The sequence below is a fragment of the Kitasatospora sp. NPDC093679 genome (assembly GCF_040683455.1).
GTDB lineage: Bacteria > Actinomycetota > Actinomycetes > Streptomycetales > Streptomycetaceae > Kitasatospora > Kitasatospora arboriphila.
In genome coordinates this window covers 25,457-38,120 of sequence record NZ_JBFBDW010000032.1, presented here as the reverse complement: position 1 = coordinate 38,120, position 12,664 = coordinate 25,457, and the positions used below count along the sequence as shown (strand labels likewise).

Genomic DNA, 12,664 nt, shown 5'->3' with positions numbered 1-12,664 from the left:
CGGCGGCTACGCCAGGGCGTCCCGGGACACGGCAGCCGACGCCTCGGCCAAGGCGTCGACCAGGGCGTCGACCAGCGGATCGGTGCAGTCCCCGGGCCGGGCGGCGACGATCCGGCTCGGCGGGTGGCCGTCCACCTGCACGAACGCCACCCCGGACCGTGCGTGTCGCACCGAGGCTCCCGCCGGCAGCAGGCCCACCGCGCCCTCCCACACCACGCTGTGCAGGCACTCCTCGACCGAGGCCACCACCGGGCCCGGCGAATCGTCCTCGGCCGCCAGCCAGTAGGCGCGCCACCGGGCGTCCGTCCCGGGCGGCAACCGGAACCGCGGCCGGCCGGCCAACTCGCCGACGTGCAGCCGCCCACGGGCCGCGAGCGGATCGTCCGCAGGCACGGCCGCCACCACCTGCTCCACCCCGAGCGGACGGATGGTCAGGCCGGCGGTGTCGAAGGGCAACCGGGTCAGCGCCACGTCCACCCGCCGTTCCCGCAGCCCGGCACTCGGGTCGGTCACCGGCGCCTCCCGCAGCCGTACCCGCAGCCCCGGACGGCTGCGCCGCAGCGCCGCCAGGGACGCCGGGCCGACGTCCAGGCCCGCACCGGCGGCGACACCCACCACCAGCACCCGGCCGGCCCCGGCGCCGCGTACCCGTTCCCGGGCCCGCTCGGCCCGCTCCAGCAGGTCGCGCGCCTCCACCAGCAGCACCTCGCCCGCCGGGGTGAGCCGCGCCCCGGTCGGGATCCGGTCGAACAGCCGGCAGCCGAGATCCGCCTCCAGGTCCCGGATCCGGCGGCTGAGCGGCGGCTGGGCCAGGTGCAGCCGGGCCGCCGCCCGGCCGAAGTGCCCCTCCTCGGCCACCGCGAGGAAACAGCGCAACGCCCGCAGGTCCATGACCGGCCACGATACCGAGAACGGAACCGGAGGCCCGGAACCGGTCTTGGACGGGCACCGGCCGCCTTGGATGAGGTGGTGGGTGGCGGCGGACGACAGCGCCGCCGCCACCCGTCGAACGAGGAGTCCAGACGTGTACGAGCACCCCGACGACCTGCACCGCGCCCGCTCCGTCGGCCGGGCCGCCCCGGCGGAGTTCGCCGCCTGGCTGGCCTTCCAGGAGGCCGTCGACCGGGAGGACGGCGCCGTGCCGCGCCGCTACCGCGAACTGATCTCGGTGGCCGTCGCCCTCGTGACCCAGTGCTCCTACTGCCTGGACGTGCACACCGCCGCCGCCCGCCGGCACGGCGTCAGTGCCGAAGAACTCGCCGAGACGGCCTTCGTGACCGCCGCCGTCCGCGCCGGCGGCACACTCGCCCACGCCCTCCTGGCCGACCGCCTCTACGAGCAGCACGGTCGGCACGCCCACCCGGGTGCGGCGGTCCACGGCTGACGGGCACTCGGAGCCCCCGCGGGGCCGTGCCCGCCCGGGATCAGCGCTCCCGGGCGGCCAGGGCGCGGAGGGCCGCGGCGGCCGCGTTCCGGACGGTCGGGAAGGCGTCGTGCGCGGCCGACCGCCGCAACCGCTCCACCGCGTCGTACGCGCGGACCCGACCGAGCGCCGTGGCGGCGCGGGCACGGACCCGCTCGTCGGGGTGGGCGAGGGCGCGCTGCAACAGCGGGCCCGCCGAGGGGTCGCCGCGCAGACCGAGCGAGGCCGCGGCCTCCGCGCGGGTGCGGGAGCACGGATCGGAGAGGAACTCCGCCAGCACCCGCACCGCGCGGTCCGTCCCGCAGTCCGCCCGTCCGAAGAACCAGGCGAGCGACTGCCGCAGCCGGCGGTCGGCCTCCCGCGTCCACGGCACCGACGGGACCAGCGCCGCCACCGCGGTCGGCCCCGCCGCGACCAGCGCCCGGCTCGCCGCCTCGTGCACCCGCCGATCGTCCACCGACCCGGTGAAGACGGCCACCAGGGTGCGCACCGCGCCGGGGCCGGGACGCAGGACGACCAGGGCGTCGAGCGCCACCAGGGCGACCGGGCGCGGCGCCGCACAGAGGCGGACGAGCAGCGGGACGAAACGGTCGTCGGCGACCCGGACGACCGCCCGCGCCAGCTCCTCGTCCCAGGGCACGTCGGCCGTCGCGGCGGGCCGGTCGAGCCGGTCGAGCAGGGCGTCGACGCGCGCCGGATCGGTGCGTCGGCACAGCCCGAGGACGTGGGCGCGGGCCGCGGACGGGGAGTCCGGTGCCGGCGATCGGTGGGGGACCGTGCACCTGCCCCCGGACGGCTGTTCTTCTGGCACGGGTGCGATCCAACCCGCCCGGAACACGGTCGCGCAAAGGGGATTCCGGCCTGCCCGGCCGTCCACGGGGGTGTCAGGGGAGGGTGAGGATGCGCGGCCCGTCCTCGGTGACGGCGACGGTGTGCTCGATGTGGGCCGCGCGGCTGCCGTCCATGGTGAACAGCGTCCAGCCGTCGTCGCCGGTGCGGTAGTCATCGCGGCCGCCGGCCATGAGCATCGGCTCGATCGCCAGAACCAGGCCGTGGCGCAGCGGGAACCCCCGCCCGGGGCGGCCCCGGTTGGGCAGGTGCGGGTCCTCGTGCATCCGGCGGCCGATGCCGTGGCCGCCGAAACCCTCCGGCATGCCGCAGCGGGCCCGGCGGGCGGCGGTGCCGATCGCGTGGGAGATGTCGCCGAGGCGGCCGCCCGCCACCGCGGCGGCGATGCCCGCGTCGAGGGCCCGGCGGGTCGCCTCGATCAGGGCGAGGTCGGCGGGCCGGGCGGTGCCCACCGTGAAGCTGACCGCGGCGTCGCCCGTCCAGCCGTCCAGCTCGGCCCCGCAGTCGACGCTCACCAGGTCGCCGTCGCGCAGCCGGTACCCGGTCGGGATGCCGTGCACCACGGCGTCGTTGACGGAGGTGCAGATCACCGCCGGGAAGGGCGTCGGCGCGAACGAGGGCCGGTACCCGAGGAACGGGGAACGGGCCCCGGCCTCGGCGAGGACGCCGCGAGCCACCTCGTCGAGCTCCTGCAGCGACACGCCCGGACGCGCGGCCGCCCGGACGGCCTCCAGCGCCCGGCCGACCACCCGGCCGGCCTCGCGCATCGCGTCCAGCGCCGCGTCCGACTTGATCTCCACCATGCGCGTGACTCCCGCCCTCGTTGGACCCAATACTTATACCGGTATTAGTATCACGGTCATGGTGAGGACTCCGTTGACCCCGTGGGAGCGCGAGCGCGGCGAGCGGTTCGGCGCACTGCTGCGCCGGGCCCGCGGCGACCGCAGCATGGTGGAGGTGGCCGCCGCGGCGGGCGTCTCCGCCGAAACCCTCCGCAAGATCGAGACCGGCCGGGCACCCACCCCCGCCTTCTTTACCGTCGCCGCCCTCGCTGCGGCCCTGGACATCTCCCTCGACCGCCTGGCCGCCGCCTGCGCCGAGGACGAGGACGGCCGCGACGAGGCGCTGTCGGCCTGAACGGACGCCGGACCCGACATGGGCCCGCGAAGCTCTGAAGGCGCTCAAGTCCGGTGTCGAGCATGGGAGTCGAGGGCATCCGTCGGTTCGTGGCCGTGGTCTCCCCACCGTCGGATGCACCCCGCAGACCGGCACCACGGTCCGGCTCCGGAGGCCGGCGATGGGAACGATCTGGACGGTCTGCCCGGCGGCCGGCGTGCTCCTGGCCGCACTGCTGCGGTGGCTGCCCGTCCGCGGGCGGGCGGAGGGCCTGGGGGTGGTGCGGCTGGCGGCCCTGCGCGGCGGAGGGAAGGCCGCGTTGGCGGTGGTCGTCGTCGAATACCGCCTCGCCGGGGCACTGGACGCCGACCGCGGGGGACGGCTGCGGCTGCGCGGCCGGGTCGACCCGCCCGTCGAACCGACCCCCGTGCACCGCGCCGTGCGCAGCGGCCTGGCCAGACCGCTGGCTCTTCCCGACCTCGCCGGGCGGCCCGCCGTGCAGCGGGCCCGACGCGAACTGCGCCGGGACCTGGCCGACCGTCACCTGCTCTGCGGCGCCGCCAGGCTCGCCGCAGCACGCCTGATCTCGGTCGCCGCCGCCGGTGCCGCCGTCGCCGCGATCCTCCACGGCGCCGCCGTAGCCGGCGCGCCGCTCGCCGCCGCGGCCCTCGCCCTCCTCCTCTCCGGACCCCGAACCGTGGCCGGACGACGCGAACTCGCCCGGCTCCGCCGGCTCCACCCCCTGCCACCGGCCCCCGCCGCCACCGCCCGACCGGTGGACCGACCCGGAGCCGCCGAGGAGGCGGCCCTGCTCGTCGCACTCCACGGCCGACGCGCGCTGCGCACCCTGCTGCCGGTCTTCTCCGCCGGGACGGGACTCCTCGGCGGCCGGACGGCCCGGGCCGTCGGGCAGGTGTTCGAGAGCCGGTTGGACAGCGAAATCGAGCGTCGCCGGTTCGGGCCACGAGATTCGGAGCCACCTCTGGTGGCGGGTGCGACAGGCCGTGATCAGAGCAATGTCATCGACTGCTCCGATCGGCCGCGTCACCACGCGCACGTTGATCACGGTCTTCACCGAGTGCAGGACCCCCGCTGCGACCTCGAACGCGCCGTCCGAGTGGAACACCGCCTTCTGATCCGCAGTTACCGTGGGCGTCTCGGCCAACTCGCCGTTCGCTTCACCGTGACCGCGACCGGTGAAGGGTTCTTCCCCCATTCAGACCGCCGAACCGAACGGCACCGCTCGTGGCTGCCCCCGGTCACCGGCGGCTCCAGAAGTCGTGCGGATCCCGGCCCGGGCGAAAGCCCGCGGCCTCCGCCATGTGCGCGGCATCGCTGAAGCCCCGGGCCAGGGCCGTGGGGTCGTGGGCATCGCTCGCGAAGGTGATGGCCTGGCCGCGCTCCTCTCGCCACCAGGCCAGCACCTGGGGGTGCAGCGGAACCCTGGTGTTGACCTCGAGGACCTTGCCGGCGGCCGCAAGGCAGCGCAGGACGTGGCGGTACTCCTCCTCGAAGTCGTAGGGGTCGTACGGTTTCCCGCCCGCAGGCCAGCGGCGGACCGGGTAGTCAATGTGTGCCAGTACTTCAAACGGAGCGAACTGTTCGATCAGGCGGGCCGTCTCAGCGAGGTAGGCGCGGACGACCTGAGCGGGTGACTGATCGGCGTAGCGCGCGGAGACTTCGGTGAAGCCGAAACCACTGGCGGCCGGCGCGGAGTGCACCGAGGCCAGTACCCGCTCGAAGCTTCCCGCACCGAGCAGCGCCTCGGCTCGCGACGGGTGCCAGTGGGGCTCGCTCAACTCGATGCCGGACAGGATCCGCAGCTCCGGATGACGCTGCCGGCATCGTTCGAGGCACTCCCGGTATCCGTCGAGATCGACGGGGGGCGGGGTCAGCACTTCGTCCACGACGAGTGGACCCCACTCCTCCGGCGCCTTCGTGCCCGGGCCGAGCGTCCAGGGCGTGAGGTCCGCGTGCTCGGTGAACGCCACCGACGGCAGCCCGAGGTCGAGCGCGCGCACGCAGGTCTCCTCCATCGAGCCTGCTGGCGCATCCCAGGACCACTGGCTGTGGACGTGACTGTCCGGCGGGAGCATTCCGTGATCCTTTCGACGGTGACGGGACTGTGAGGGCGTGGTCAGACGGGATTGTCCTTCAGCCAGTCCAGTACCTGACGGGCGTGCTCGTTCGGCGGGAAGATCGGATAGAAGACGTGCTCGATCACGCCGCCACGGATGATCAGCGTGATGCGCTTGTAGAGCGTCATTCCGCCGAACTCGAAGGTCGGCAGGCCGAGCAGCGCGGCCAGGCGCAGCGCGGTGTCCGAGAGCATCGCGAAGGGAAGCCGCAGACGGTCGACGACCTCCTGCTGGTATCCGGTGTCCTGGCTGGACAGGCCGAACACGCGGGCCGCACCGAGAGCGGCCAGCTCCTCGTGGTGGTCGCGGAAGTCGCACGCTTCGGCGGTGCATCCGCGCGCGCCGGGGATGGCCTCCCAACCGTCCGGTACGTCCGTGTCGGGCCGGCCCGTGAGCGGGTAGCAGTAGAGGACGGAACGGCCTTCACCCGGCGCATGCACGGGGACGGTGCCACCCGCGGTACTGGTGAGATCGATGTTCGGCATTGTCCGGCCCACGAGATGGTCGGCCGCGCCGTCGTCCTCGGGGACGGGCAGGCCCGACGGAAGTCGGCTCAGGTCGCTCACGGTGCTCTCTTCCTCGCCGGGGCGGGTGCGGCTGTTGCGGTAGGCGGCATCCCGCAGGTGCTCGACCAGCACCGCCCGCCGGGCGGTCAAGGCTTCGATCCGTTCCGTCAGGTCGTCGATGGCGGCCCGGTATCCGGCCAGCGAGGAGGGGCAGTCATCCACGTGGTCCCGGCCTTCGGAAAGACATTCAAGGAACGGGCGGGTCTGCTCGACCGGGATCCCCAGTTGATTCAGCGCGCGGGCTTCGCGCACCATCCGGGCGTCATGCAGGGAGTAGTCCCGGTAACCGTTGGCGAGCCGGGCAGGGGTGACCAGCCCTACGGCCTCGTAGTAGCGAACCGTCTTCGTCGTCACACCCGCGCGCCGCGCGACTTCACTGATCTTCATGTCATCACCCGCGAGACACCCTAGACCTTGCCCTCAGGGGCAAGGTCCAGTGCCATCGGGTGGAACGAGGACACGGACTGTGTCGAACTGCGTCGCGCACAACGGAGCAACGTGGCTCCCGATCCCGATGCTCAAGCGGCTCCTGATGCGCCTGCGCCACGGCGGAACCGCGGGGGACTTCGCCCTCTGCCACGCCGGCGCCGATGGCTGCGAGGACTCCCCGCCGCCCACCGAGTTTCGCCGGCACTCCAGAACGCCGTCGACCGCGCCTGCCGGCTCCACCTCTCCGCCCCCGAAATCTGACCAGGTGACACGCACAACGCCGGATCCGAAGGCAACCCGCAGGACTTCCGGAACGGACCGCTGAGGGTTGTCCGGTCGATCGCGTAAGTCGCCGAGTTCTGGCCTACCGTCCCCTTGCGTCGTGGGACGACCTCAAGTCCGAAGCCGGATGATCAAGGCAACGGCGGTCACGGCGCTCAGGAACGCCGCGGGGCGGCGGCCCGGATCCGAAGGCGCCCCCGGCCTGCACAACACCGTGCTTGGCGGGGGCCAAAGGCGTCTCCCCGCAAGGCCCTTGGGAGCTCTGCCTCAGCCGACCTGCCCCGTCGGCCGGACCGTGATGTGGTTGATGTCCACGCCCGCGGGCTGGTTGATGGCGAACACGACGGTGTCCGCGATCTGCTCGGCGGTCATCGTGGCGGCTGCCTCCGGGGTGCCGCCGCGGCCGTGCCAGAAGGGGGTGTCCACGATGCCGGGGGCGACAACGGTGACGCCGACTCCGTCCTGGCCGACCAGGAGGCGGGTGTTCTCGGCGAGGGCGTGGGCGGCCCACTTGGTGACCGAGTAGAGGTTGCCGGGGGTGTGGCGGACGCCGGCGACCGAGCCGATGATCACGATCCGGCCCTTGGAGGTCCTCAGGTGGGGCAGGGTCTCCTGGACCAGCAGGGCGGGGCCCAGGACGTTGGTGAGGATCATGGCGCGCATGTCCTCGGGGGCGTGGGTCTCCAGGTTGCCGGGCAGGGAGAAACCGGCGTTGGCGATGACGTTGTCCAGCCGGCCCCAGGTGTCCAGCACCTGGCGGACGGCGGCGGCGACGTCATCCGCTTCGCCGGCGTCGCCGGTGATCGTCAGCAGCCGCTCGCCCGCCCCCGCGGTGGTGGCGAAGGCGGCCAGCTTGCCCGCGTCGCGTCCGGTGACGGCCACGCGGTGGCCCTGCTTGAGCAGTGCGCGGGCGGTGGCGGCGCCGATTCCGGTCGAGCCACCGGTGATCAGCGTGACGGGTTCCATGGGACGGCCTCCTCGGCGACGGGGTCATCGGGGCGAAGCGCCTGCACTATACCCAGCGATCTTCGACGCTCGCTCCCGACTTTCTCCGACGGCTCCGCTCCTGACTATGAATCAGGAGGCAGGCGTGCAGCGGCGCGATCCGCCGGAACGCCACGGACCGTGGAAGACGGTGCACGAGCGGCATCGTCGCTGGCCAGCGGACGGCGCCTGGGAGTTGCTCCGCCACGTCCACCCGGTCACCCCAGGCCCTCTTTTCGGATCTTGCCGGGCGCGCGGCGTCGGCCGGGCGCCCTGCACGACGACGGCCTCCGGGAAACCCCGGCCCCCGGTTCGCCGTGCAGGGCCGGGCCTCAGCCCGCGGCCTTGGCGATGAGCTCGGCGATCCGGGCCTCGGCCTCGGGGGTCAGTTCGGTCAGGGCGTAGGCGGTGGGCCACATGGCGCCCTCGTCGAGGGTGGCGAGGTCGCTGAAGCCGAGCGTGGCGTAGCGGGTCTTGAACTTCTGGGCGCTCTGGAAGAAGCAGACGACCTTGCCGTTCCTGGCGTACGCCGGCATGCCGTACCAGAGCTTCGGGGCGAGGTCCGGGGCGGCGGTGTGGACGATCCGGTGGATCTGCTCGGCGAGGACGCGGTCCGCCTCCGGCATTTCGGCGATCTTCGCGAGGACGTCCTGCTCCGCGTCGGCCTTGGCGGTGCGGGGACTGCGTCGCGCGGACGCCTTGAGCTCCTTGGCGTGCTCCTTCATCGCCTGGCGCTCTTCGGGCGTGAACCCGTCGAACGCGTTCTCGGCGGCGCTGCTGCCGGGGGCGGACTTCTTGGTGTTCGGCATGGGAGGCGTCCTCTCGTGAAGATGTCTGACGGATGATCAATGTTCCTGCCGTGCGCGACGGTCAGGCGAGCCAACGGCCGTCGCGCATCAGGGTACGGCCGGACAGTTCGTCCGCCTCCCGCCAGGCCTGGATGCGGTGCGGGCTGATGCGGAACCAGCGGTACGGCGTGGTGAGGGTGCGCGGGTCGAAGCCGGTGCGTGTGGCGAACCGGTCGCCCTGTTCCGGCGGCAGTGCGTCGATCTCGAGGACGTCGACGTCGACGTCGACGTCGCCGTCGATCACGGTCACGTCGCGGGTGGGGCCGAGGCCGAGCTGGGCCGTGCGGGTGGGGCCGAGGCCGAGCTGGGCCGTGCGGGTGGGGCCGAGGCCGAGCTGGGCCGTGCGGGTGGCGGCCGGGTTCCTGCCGGTCGGGCTGTCGGCCGGGGTGGCCACGAGCAGCGCCTCGCCGTCCCAGTCGAAGGAGAGCGGCACCAGGTACGGGCCGCCGTCGGCGGAGGCGCTGGCGACCCAGACGTCGACGTCGTGGGTGAGCCGGTGCTCGGTGTCCCGTCGGCGCCGGTCGCGCGGCCCGGGCGCGGCCGCGGCGGGTTCCCCGCCCGTGGCGGCGGACTGCTGACGGAGCTCCTCCGTACCGGTCATGCTCGACTCCTCGGGTCGCGGCCCGCGATCGCCCGGCTCCTCCGCCGGACCCGCTCGCCGTGGTCACAGCCTCTCCCGAGCGGGGCACCCACCGCCTCCGTGCCGACCACGGAGAGCACCACCGAAAGCGCCACGGAGAGCAGCACGGAGACCGGTACGGAGAGCACGCACCACGGATGAACGACGGAGGCCCGGCTTCCCGTGGCCGGCCGAACCGGAGCCGGACGCCGAGTACGACCGGCTGATGGCGGTCGGCGACCTGGACGGGCTGACCGCCTACGGCCTGCGCGAGTGGGCGGTGGCCGGTGCGGACGAGGCGGCGGTCGCCCGGGTGCGTTACGGGAGGGCGCCGATGGCGTCGAGTTCCTGCCGCAGGAAGCCGGGGCCGCTGGCGCCGGAGGGTGCGAAGGTCTTCAGCTCGACCTCGATCAGGTGGCCGTTGCCCCGCGGCTGGACGTTCTCGACGCCGGCCCGGAAGTAGACGGTGTGCGGGCCGGCCGGCTGCGGATGCACGGCGACTGAACGCGCACGACGGGGTGCCTCCCGGTCGACGGCCGGGGGAGCAGGGCGGGCGGACGCGGCGGGCGGTCGGCGACACCTCGCGGTGCCGTCGGCCGCCCGCCGCGGGGGTCGGGGTGTCGTCAGCTGGTGCCGCCGTTGACGACGGGGCTCTGGATGGCGCCGACGGTGAGCTTGCGGCGGTTCAGGATCTCGTCGTAGGTGCCGTCGGCGACGAGCCGCCGCATGGCCTTGGCGAGGACGTCGCGCAGCTGCTGGTCGCTCTTGCGCAGGGCGATGCCGTACGGCTTGGGCTGGAGCTGGGGGCCGGCGATGTCGAAGGCCTTGCCGCCGGCCGCGGTCTGCGAGTTGTAGAGCGCCTTGGGGTAGTCGGTCACGTAGGCGTCGACGCGGCCGCTGCGGAGCTCCTCCATGGCCCCGGCGTCGTCCGTGGTCTCCTCGACCTTCAGCGGCTTGCCCTGGCCGTCGCAGACCGCCTTCTGGCGGACGGCGAGGTCGTTGTGGGTGGTGCCCTTCTTGACGGCGACGCCGTGCCCGCACAGGTCGTCGATCTTGGCGATCTTCGCCGGGTTGCCCTTGCCGACCATGATGCCGATGCCGGCCATGTAGTAGTCGACGAAGTCGACGCCGTCGTTGACCTGCTTGCCGGTCTTGTCCAGCCCCTGGCGGCGGTTGAGGTTGTCGGTGATGCCGGACATCGCGACGTCGTACTTCTTGTCCAGCAGCCCCGGCAGCACGTTGCTGAACGGGCCGGCGTCCTGGAACTCGACCTTGACGCCGAGGACCTTGGCCATCGCGGCGCCGAGGTCGGGGTCGAGGCCGTCCGGCTGGCCCTCCGTGCCGCGGAAGATCACCGGTGCGGCGGTGAGCGAGGCGCCCACCCGGATCACCCCGGCCTTCTTGACGGCCTCGGGGAGCTGGTCGTGGAGGTCGGCCTCGCTCTTGCCGGAGCCGGTTGCGCTGCAGGCGCTCAGCAGCAGGGCGGAGGAGAGGACGGCGGTGACGGCGGTGCGGCCGCGCCCGGGCAGAGAAGTCATCGTATTCCCAAGTCGTTTCAGAGCGCGGCAAGTTCGGGACACGACGACACAAGGCAGTCCGAGGGCTCTCACAGGCCCCGCTCCGGTGAGATGAGTCGCCTCCGGCCGCCGAGGCCGCCCGGGCATGCCGGGGCGACCTCCGGAGGGACGCTGTACCCGGCCGATGATAGTTCGCAGGGCCGTGGACGCGGCACGGGGGGTCCCGCTCAGCGGACACCGGTGCTGCGGTTTGCGGTTCCGTCCGGCCGCCCGCTTTAATGAATGAACAGGCATTTATTAATGGGAGGAGCGGACATGGCCGGGCGTCCCCGCGGAATCGACGACGTGGTGATCCTGCGTGCGACCGCGGAGGTGATCGGCCGGGTCGGCCCGGCCGGGCTCACACTGGCCGCGGTCGCACGGGAGGTCGGACTCGTGCCCGGCACCCTCGTCCAGCGCTTCGGCTCCAAGCGCGGCCTGCTGGTCGCGCTCGCCGAGCAGTCCGTCAAGGACGCCGACGCGACGGCCGGCCGGGCGTGCGCGGAGCACGGCACGGCCCTCGACGCCCTCGCCGCGCTGGTCGCCGAGTGGCTGGCGCCCATGGACACCCCCGAGCGCTTCGCCAACCACCTGGCCTTCCTCTGCCTGGACCTCACCGACCCGCAGCTCCACCGGCACGCCCTGGCCGCCCACCTCGCCCAGCGCCGGGCGGTCGAGCGGCTGCTCGCGTCCGCCGCAGCCGCCGGCGAGCTCCGCGAGGGGACGGACACCGCCGCTCTCGCGGGCTCCGTGCAGGCGGTCACCACCGGCGCCGGCCTGACCTGGGCGCTGGAGCGCAGCGGCACCCTCGGCGAGCGGGTCGAGTACGAGCTCCGGGCCCTGCTCGCCCCGCACGCGACGGCTCCGCACCCCGACATGCCCCGGCACCCCGAGGCTCCCCACCACCCCAACCGCGCCCGCACCCCGGAGGAAGCATGACGATTGAGATCCGGCCGCTGGCCGGCACGGTGGCCCTGGTCGCCGGCGGCACCCGCGGCGGCGGCCGCGGCATCGCCGTCGAACTCGGCGCCGCCGGCGCCACGGTGTACGTCACCGGCCGCAGCAGCACGGCCGGCCGCTCCGACCTGGACCGCCCCGAGACCATCGAGGAGACCGCGGCGCGCGTCACCGCCGCCGGCGGCCTCGGCATCCCCGTGCGCACCGACCACAGCAGCCCGCAGGAGGTCCGCGCCCTGGTCGACCGGATCGCGGCCGAGCAGGACGGCCGGCTCGACCTCCTGGTCAACTCCGTGTGGGGCGGCGACGCCCTCACCGACTGGGAGCACCCGCTCTGGGAGCAGGACCTGGACGCCGGACTGCGTCTGCTGCGCCGGGCGGTGGAGACCCACGTGATCACCAGCCGCCACGCACTGCCGCTGATGGTCGCCCGCGGCAGCGGCCTGGTCGTCGAGGTGACCGACGGCAACACCGCCCGCTACCGCGGCAGCTTCTTCTACGACCTCGCCAAGTCCGCGGTGATCCGGCTCGCCGTCGCGCAGGCCGCCGAGCTGAAGCCGCACGGCGTCGCGGCGGTCGCGATCACTCCGGGCTTCCTGCGCTCGGAGGCCATGCTCGACCACTTCGGCGTCACCGAGGCGAACTGGCGCGACGGCGTGGCGAAGGACCCGGACTTCGCCCACTCCGAGACCCCCGCCTACCTCGGCCGCGCGGTGGCCGCCCTCGCCGCCGACCCCGCCGTCATGGCCAAGAGCGGCCGCGCGCTGGCCACCTGGGGCCTGTACCGGGAGTACGGGTTCACCGACGCCGACGGCACGCAGCCGGACTTCGCCGCCCACTGGGCACGGAGCCTGGAGGACCGGTACGGGCCGCTCGGCGACCCGCTGTAGCCGCCCG

The 12,664-nt window shown here is 73.7% G+C and carries 15 protein-coding genes and 1 pseudogene; 6 read left to right on the top strand and 10 right to left on the bottom strand.

The annotated features are described in order from the left end of the window. Positions 1–6 precede the first annotated feature (6 nt). Complete coding sequence (locus tag AB0O09_RS24565) at positions 7–891, bottom strand: LysR family transcriptional regulator (protein ID WP_363544446.1); 885 nt, start codon at positions 889–891, stop codon at positions 7–9. A 133-nt stretch (positions 892–1,024) separates the two neighbouring features. On the opposite strand from AB0O09_RS24565, the gene AB0O09_RS24560 reads away from it, so the two are divergent. Further along, positions 1,025–1,384 (top strand): carboxymuconolactone decarboxylase family protein, encoded by a 360-nt coding sequence (locus AB0O09_RS24560; RefSeq protein ID WP_344624649.1) that lies wholly within the window; start codon positions 1,025–1,027, stop codon positions 1,382–1,384. Between the two features lie 40 nt (positions 1,385–1,424). Here the strand turns inward: AB0O09_RS24560 and AB0O09_RS24555 are convergent, their stop codons facing one another. After that, on the bottom strand, positions 1,425–2,234 hold the full coding sequence (locus tag AB0O09_RS24555; RefSeq protein WP_363544444.1) for a HEAT repeat domain-containing protein: 810 nt from the start codon (positions 2,232–2,234) through the stop codon (positions 1,425–1,427). A gap of 73 nt (positions 2,235–2,307) precedes the next feature. Next, positions 2,308–3,075, bottom strand: coding sequence for a type I methionyl aminopeptidase (map, locus tag AB0O09_RS24550; protein WP_363544442.1), 768 nt, complete (start codon positions 3,073–3,075; stop codon positions 2,308–2,310). A 58-nt stretch (positions 3,076–3,133) separates the two neighbouring features. Between map and AB0O09_RS24545 the strand changes: the two genes are divergently transcribed. Together AB0O09_RS24545 and AB0O09_RS24540 are read left to right on the top strand one after the other, a co-directional pair. Continuing rightward, positions 3,134–3,409, top strand: coding sequence for a helix-turn-helix transcriptional regulator (locus tag AB0O09_RS24545; RefSeq protein ID WP_363544440.1), 276 nt, complete (start codon positions 3,134–3,136; stop codon positions 3,407–3,409). 160 nt (positions 3,410–3,569) lie between these two features. Continuing rightward, positions 3,570–4,727: a hypothetical protein gene (locus AB0O09_RS24540; protein ID WP_363544438.1), complete on the top strand. Its 1,158-nt coding sequence runs from the start codon at positions 3,570–3,572 to the stop codon at positions 4,725–4,727. Here AB0O09_RS24540 and AB0O09_RS24535 read toward each other — a convergent pair. The 3 genes from AB0O09_RS24535 to AB0O09_RS24525 form a co-directional block, all read right to left on the bottom strand. Then, positions 4,648–5,484, bottom strand: coding sequence for a PHP domain-containing protein (locus AB0O09_RS24535; protein ID WP_363544436.1), 837 nt, complete (start codon positions 5,482–5,484; stop codon positions 4,648–4,650). The two genes, AB0O09_RS24540 and AB0O09_RS24535, sit on opposite strands and share 80 nt — an antisense overlap. 41 nt (positions 5,485–5,525) lie before the next feature. Next, the gene (locus tag AB0O09_RS24530) at positions 5,526–6,479 is read right to left on the bottom strand and encodes a MerR family transcriptional regulator (protein ID WP_363544434.1); all 954 of its coding nucleotides are present in this window, start codon (positions 6,477–6,479) and stop codon (positions 5,526–5,528) included. 591 nt (positions 6,480–7,070) lie between these two features. After that, positions 7,071–7,769 carry an SDR family oxidoreductase gene (locus AB0O09_RS24525; protein WP_363544432.1) on the bottom strand — a complete coding sequence of 233 codons (699 nt, stop codon included), beginning with the start codon at positions 7,767–7,769 and terminating at the stop codon, positions 7,071–7,073. Positions 7,770–7,890: 121 nt separating this feature from the next. On the opposite strand from AB0O09_RS24525, the pseudogene AB0O09_RS24520 reads away from it, so the two are divergent. Next, positions 7,891–7,998: pseudogene (locus AB0O09_RS24520) on the top strand (IS5/IS1182 family transposase); the annotation flags it as partial. Positions 7,999–8,119: 121 nt separating this feature from the next. On the opposite strand, the gene AB0O09_RS24515 reads toward AB0O09_RS24520, so the two are convergent. The 4 genes from AB0O09_RS24515 to AB0O09_RS24500 form a co-directional block, all read right to left on the bottom strand. After that, on the bottom strand, positions 8,120–8,596 hold the full coding sequence (locus AB0O09_RS24515; protein ID WP_363544430.1) for a DUF1801 domain-containing protein: 477 nt from the start codon (positions 8,594–8,596) through the stop codon (positions 8,120–8,122). 61 nt (positions 8,597–8,657) lie between these two features. Further along, the gene (locus AB0O09_RS24510) at positions 8,658–9,236 is read right to left on the bottom strand and encodes a pyridoxamine 5'-phosphate oxidase family protein (protein ID WP_363544429.1); all 579 of its coding nucleotides are present in this window, start codon (positions 9,234–9,236) and stop codon (positions 8,658–8,660) included. A 336-nt stretch (positions 9,237–9,572) separates the two neighbouring features. Next, the gene (locus AB0O09_RS24505) at positions 9,573–9,749 is read right to left on the bottom strand and encodes a hypothetical protein (RefSeq protein ID WP_363544427.1); all 177 of its coding nucleotides are present in this window, start codon (positions 9,747–9,749) and stop codon (positions 9,573–9,575) included. 128 nt (positions 9,750–9,877) lie between these two features. Then, on the bottom strand, positions 9,878–10,792 hold the full coding sequence (locus tag AB0O09_RS24500; RefSeq protein WP_363544425.1) for an ABC transporter substrate-binding protein: 915 nt from the start codon (positions 10,790–10,792) through the stop codon (positions 9,878–9,880). A gap of 294 nt (positions 10,793–11,086) precedes the next feature. Here AB0O09_RS24500 and AB0O09_RS24495 point away from each other — a divergent pair, with 294 nt between their 5' ends. Together AB0O09_RS24495 and AB0O09_RS24490 are read left to right on the top strand one after the other, a co-directional pair. Further along, positions 11,087–11,749 carry a helix-turn-helix domain-containing protein gene (locus AB0O09_RS24495; RefSeq protein WP_363544424.1) on the top strand — a complete coding sequence of 221 codons (663 nt, stop codon included), beginning with the start codon at positions 11,087–11,089 and terminating at the stop codon, positions 11,747–11,749. Next, a complete protein-coding gene (locus tag AB0O09_RS24490) occupies positions 11,746–12,657 on the top strand; it encodes an SDR family oxidoreductase (RefSeq protein ID WP_363544422.1) in 912 nt (303 codons plus the stop codon). The genes AB0O09_RS24495 and AB0O09_RS24490 overlap by 4 nt, the downstream gene beginning before the upstream one ends. Positions 12,658–12,664 lie beyond the last annotated feature (7 nt).

Bases quoted from the DNA above. Each gene is read 5' to 3' on its own strand.
- AB0O09_RS24565 (WP_363544446.1), bottom strand. From the start codon at position 891: ATGGACCTGCGGGCGTTGCGCTGTTTCCTCGCGGTGGCCGAGGAGGGG.
- AB0O09_RS24490 (WP_363544422.1), top strand. From the start codon at position 11,746: ATGACGATTGAGATCCGGCCGCTGGCCGGCACGGTGGCCCTGGTCGCC.
- AB0O09_RS24515 (WP_363544430.1), bottom strand. From the start codon at position 8,596: ATGCCGAACACCAAGAAGTCCGCCCCCGGCAGCAGCGCCGCCGAGAAC.
- AB0O09_RS24540 (WP_363544438.1), top strand. From the start codon at position 3,570: ATGGGAACGATCTGGACGGTCTGCCCGGCGGCCGGCGTGCTCCTGGCC.
- AB0O09_RS24500 (WP_363544425.1), bottom strand. From the start codon at position 10,792: ATGACTTCTCTGCCCGGGCGCGGCCGCACCGCCGTCACCGCCGTCCTC.
- AB0O09_RS24535 (WP_363544436.1), bottom strand. From the start codon at position 5,484: ATGCTCCCGCCGGACAGTCACGTCCACAGCCAGTGGTCCTGGGATGCG.
- map (WP_363544442.1), bottom strand. From the start codon at position 3,075: ATGGTGGAGATCAAGTCGGACGCGGCGCTGGACGCGATGCGCGAGGCC.
- AB0O09_RS24525 (WP_363544432.1), bottom strand. From the start codon at position 7,769: ATGGAACCCGTCACGCTGATCACCGGTGGCTCGACCGGAATCGGCGCC.
- AB0O09_RS24545 (WP_363544440.1), top strand. From the start codon at position 3,134: ATGGTGAGGACTCCGTTGACCCCGTGGGAGCGCGAGCGCGGCGAGCGG.
- AB0O09_RS24510 (WP_363544429.1), bottom strand. From the start codon at position 9,236: ATGACCGGTACGGAGGAGCTCCGTCAGCAGTCCGCCGCCACGGGCGGG.
- AB0O09_RS24495 (WP_363544424.1), top strand. From the start codon at position 11,087: ATGGCCGGGCGTCCCCGCGGAATCGACGACGTGGTGATCCTGCGTGCG.
- AB0O09_RS24530 (WP_363544434.1), bottom strand. From the start codon at position 6,479: ATGAAGATCAGTGAAGTCGCGCGGCGCGCGGGTGTGACGACGAAGACG.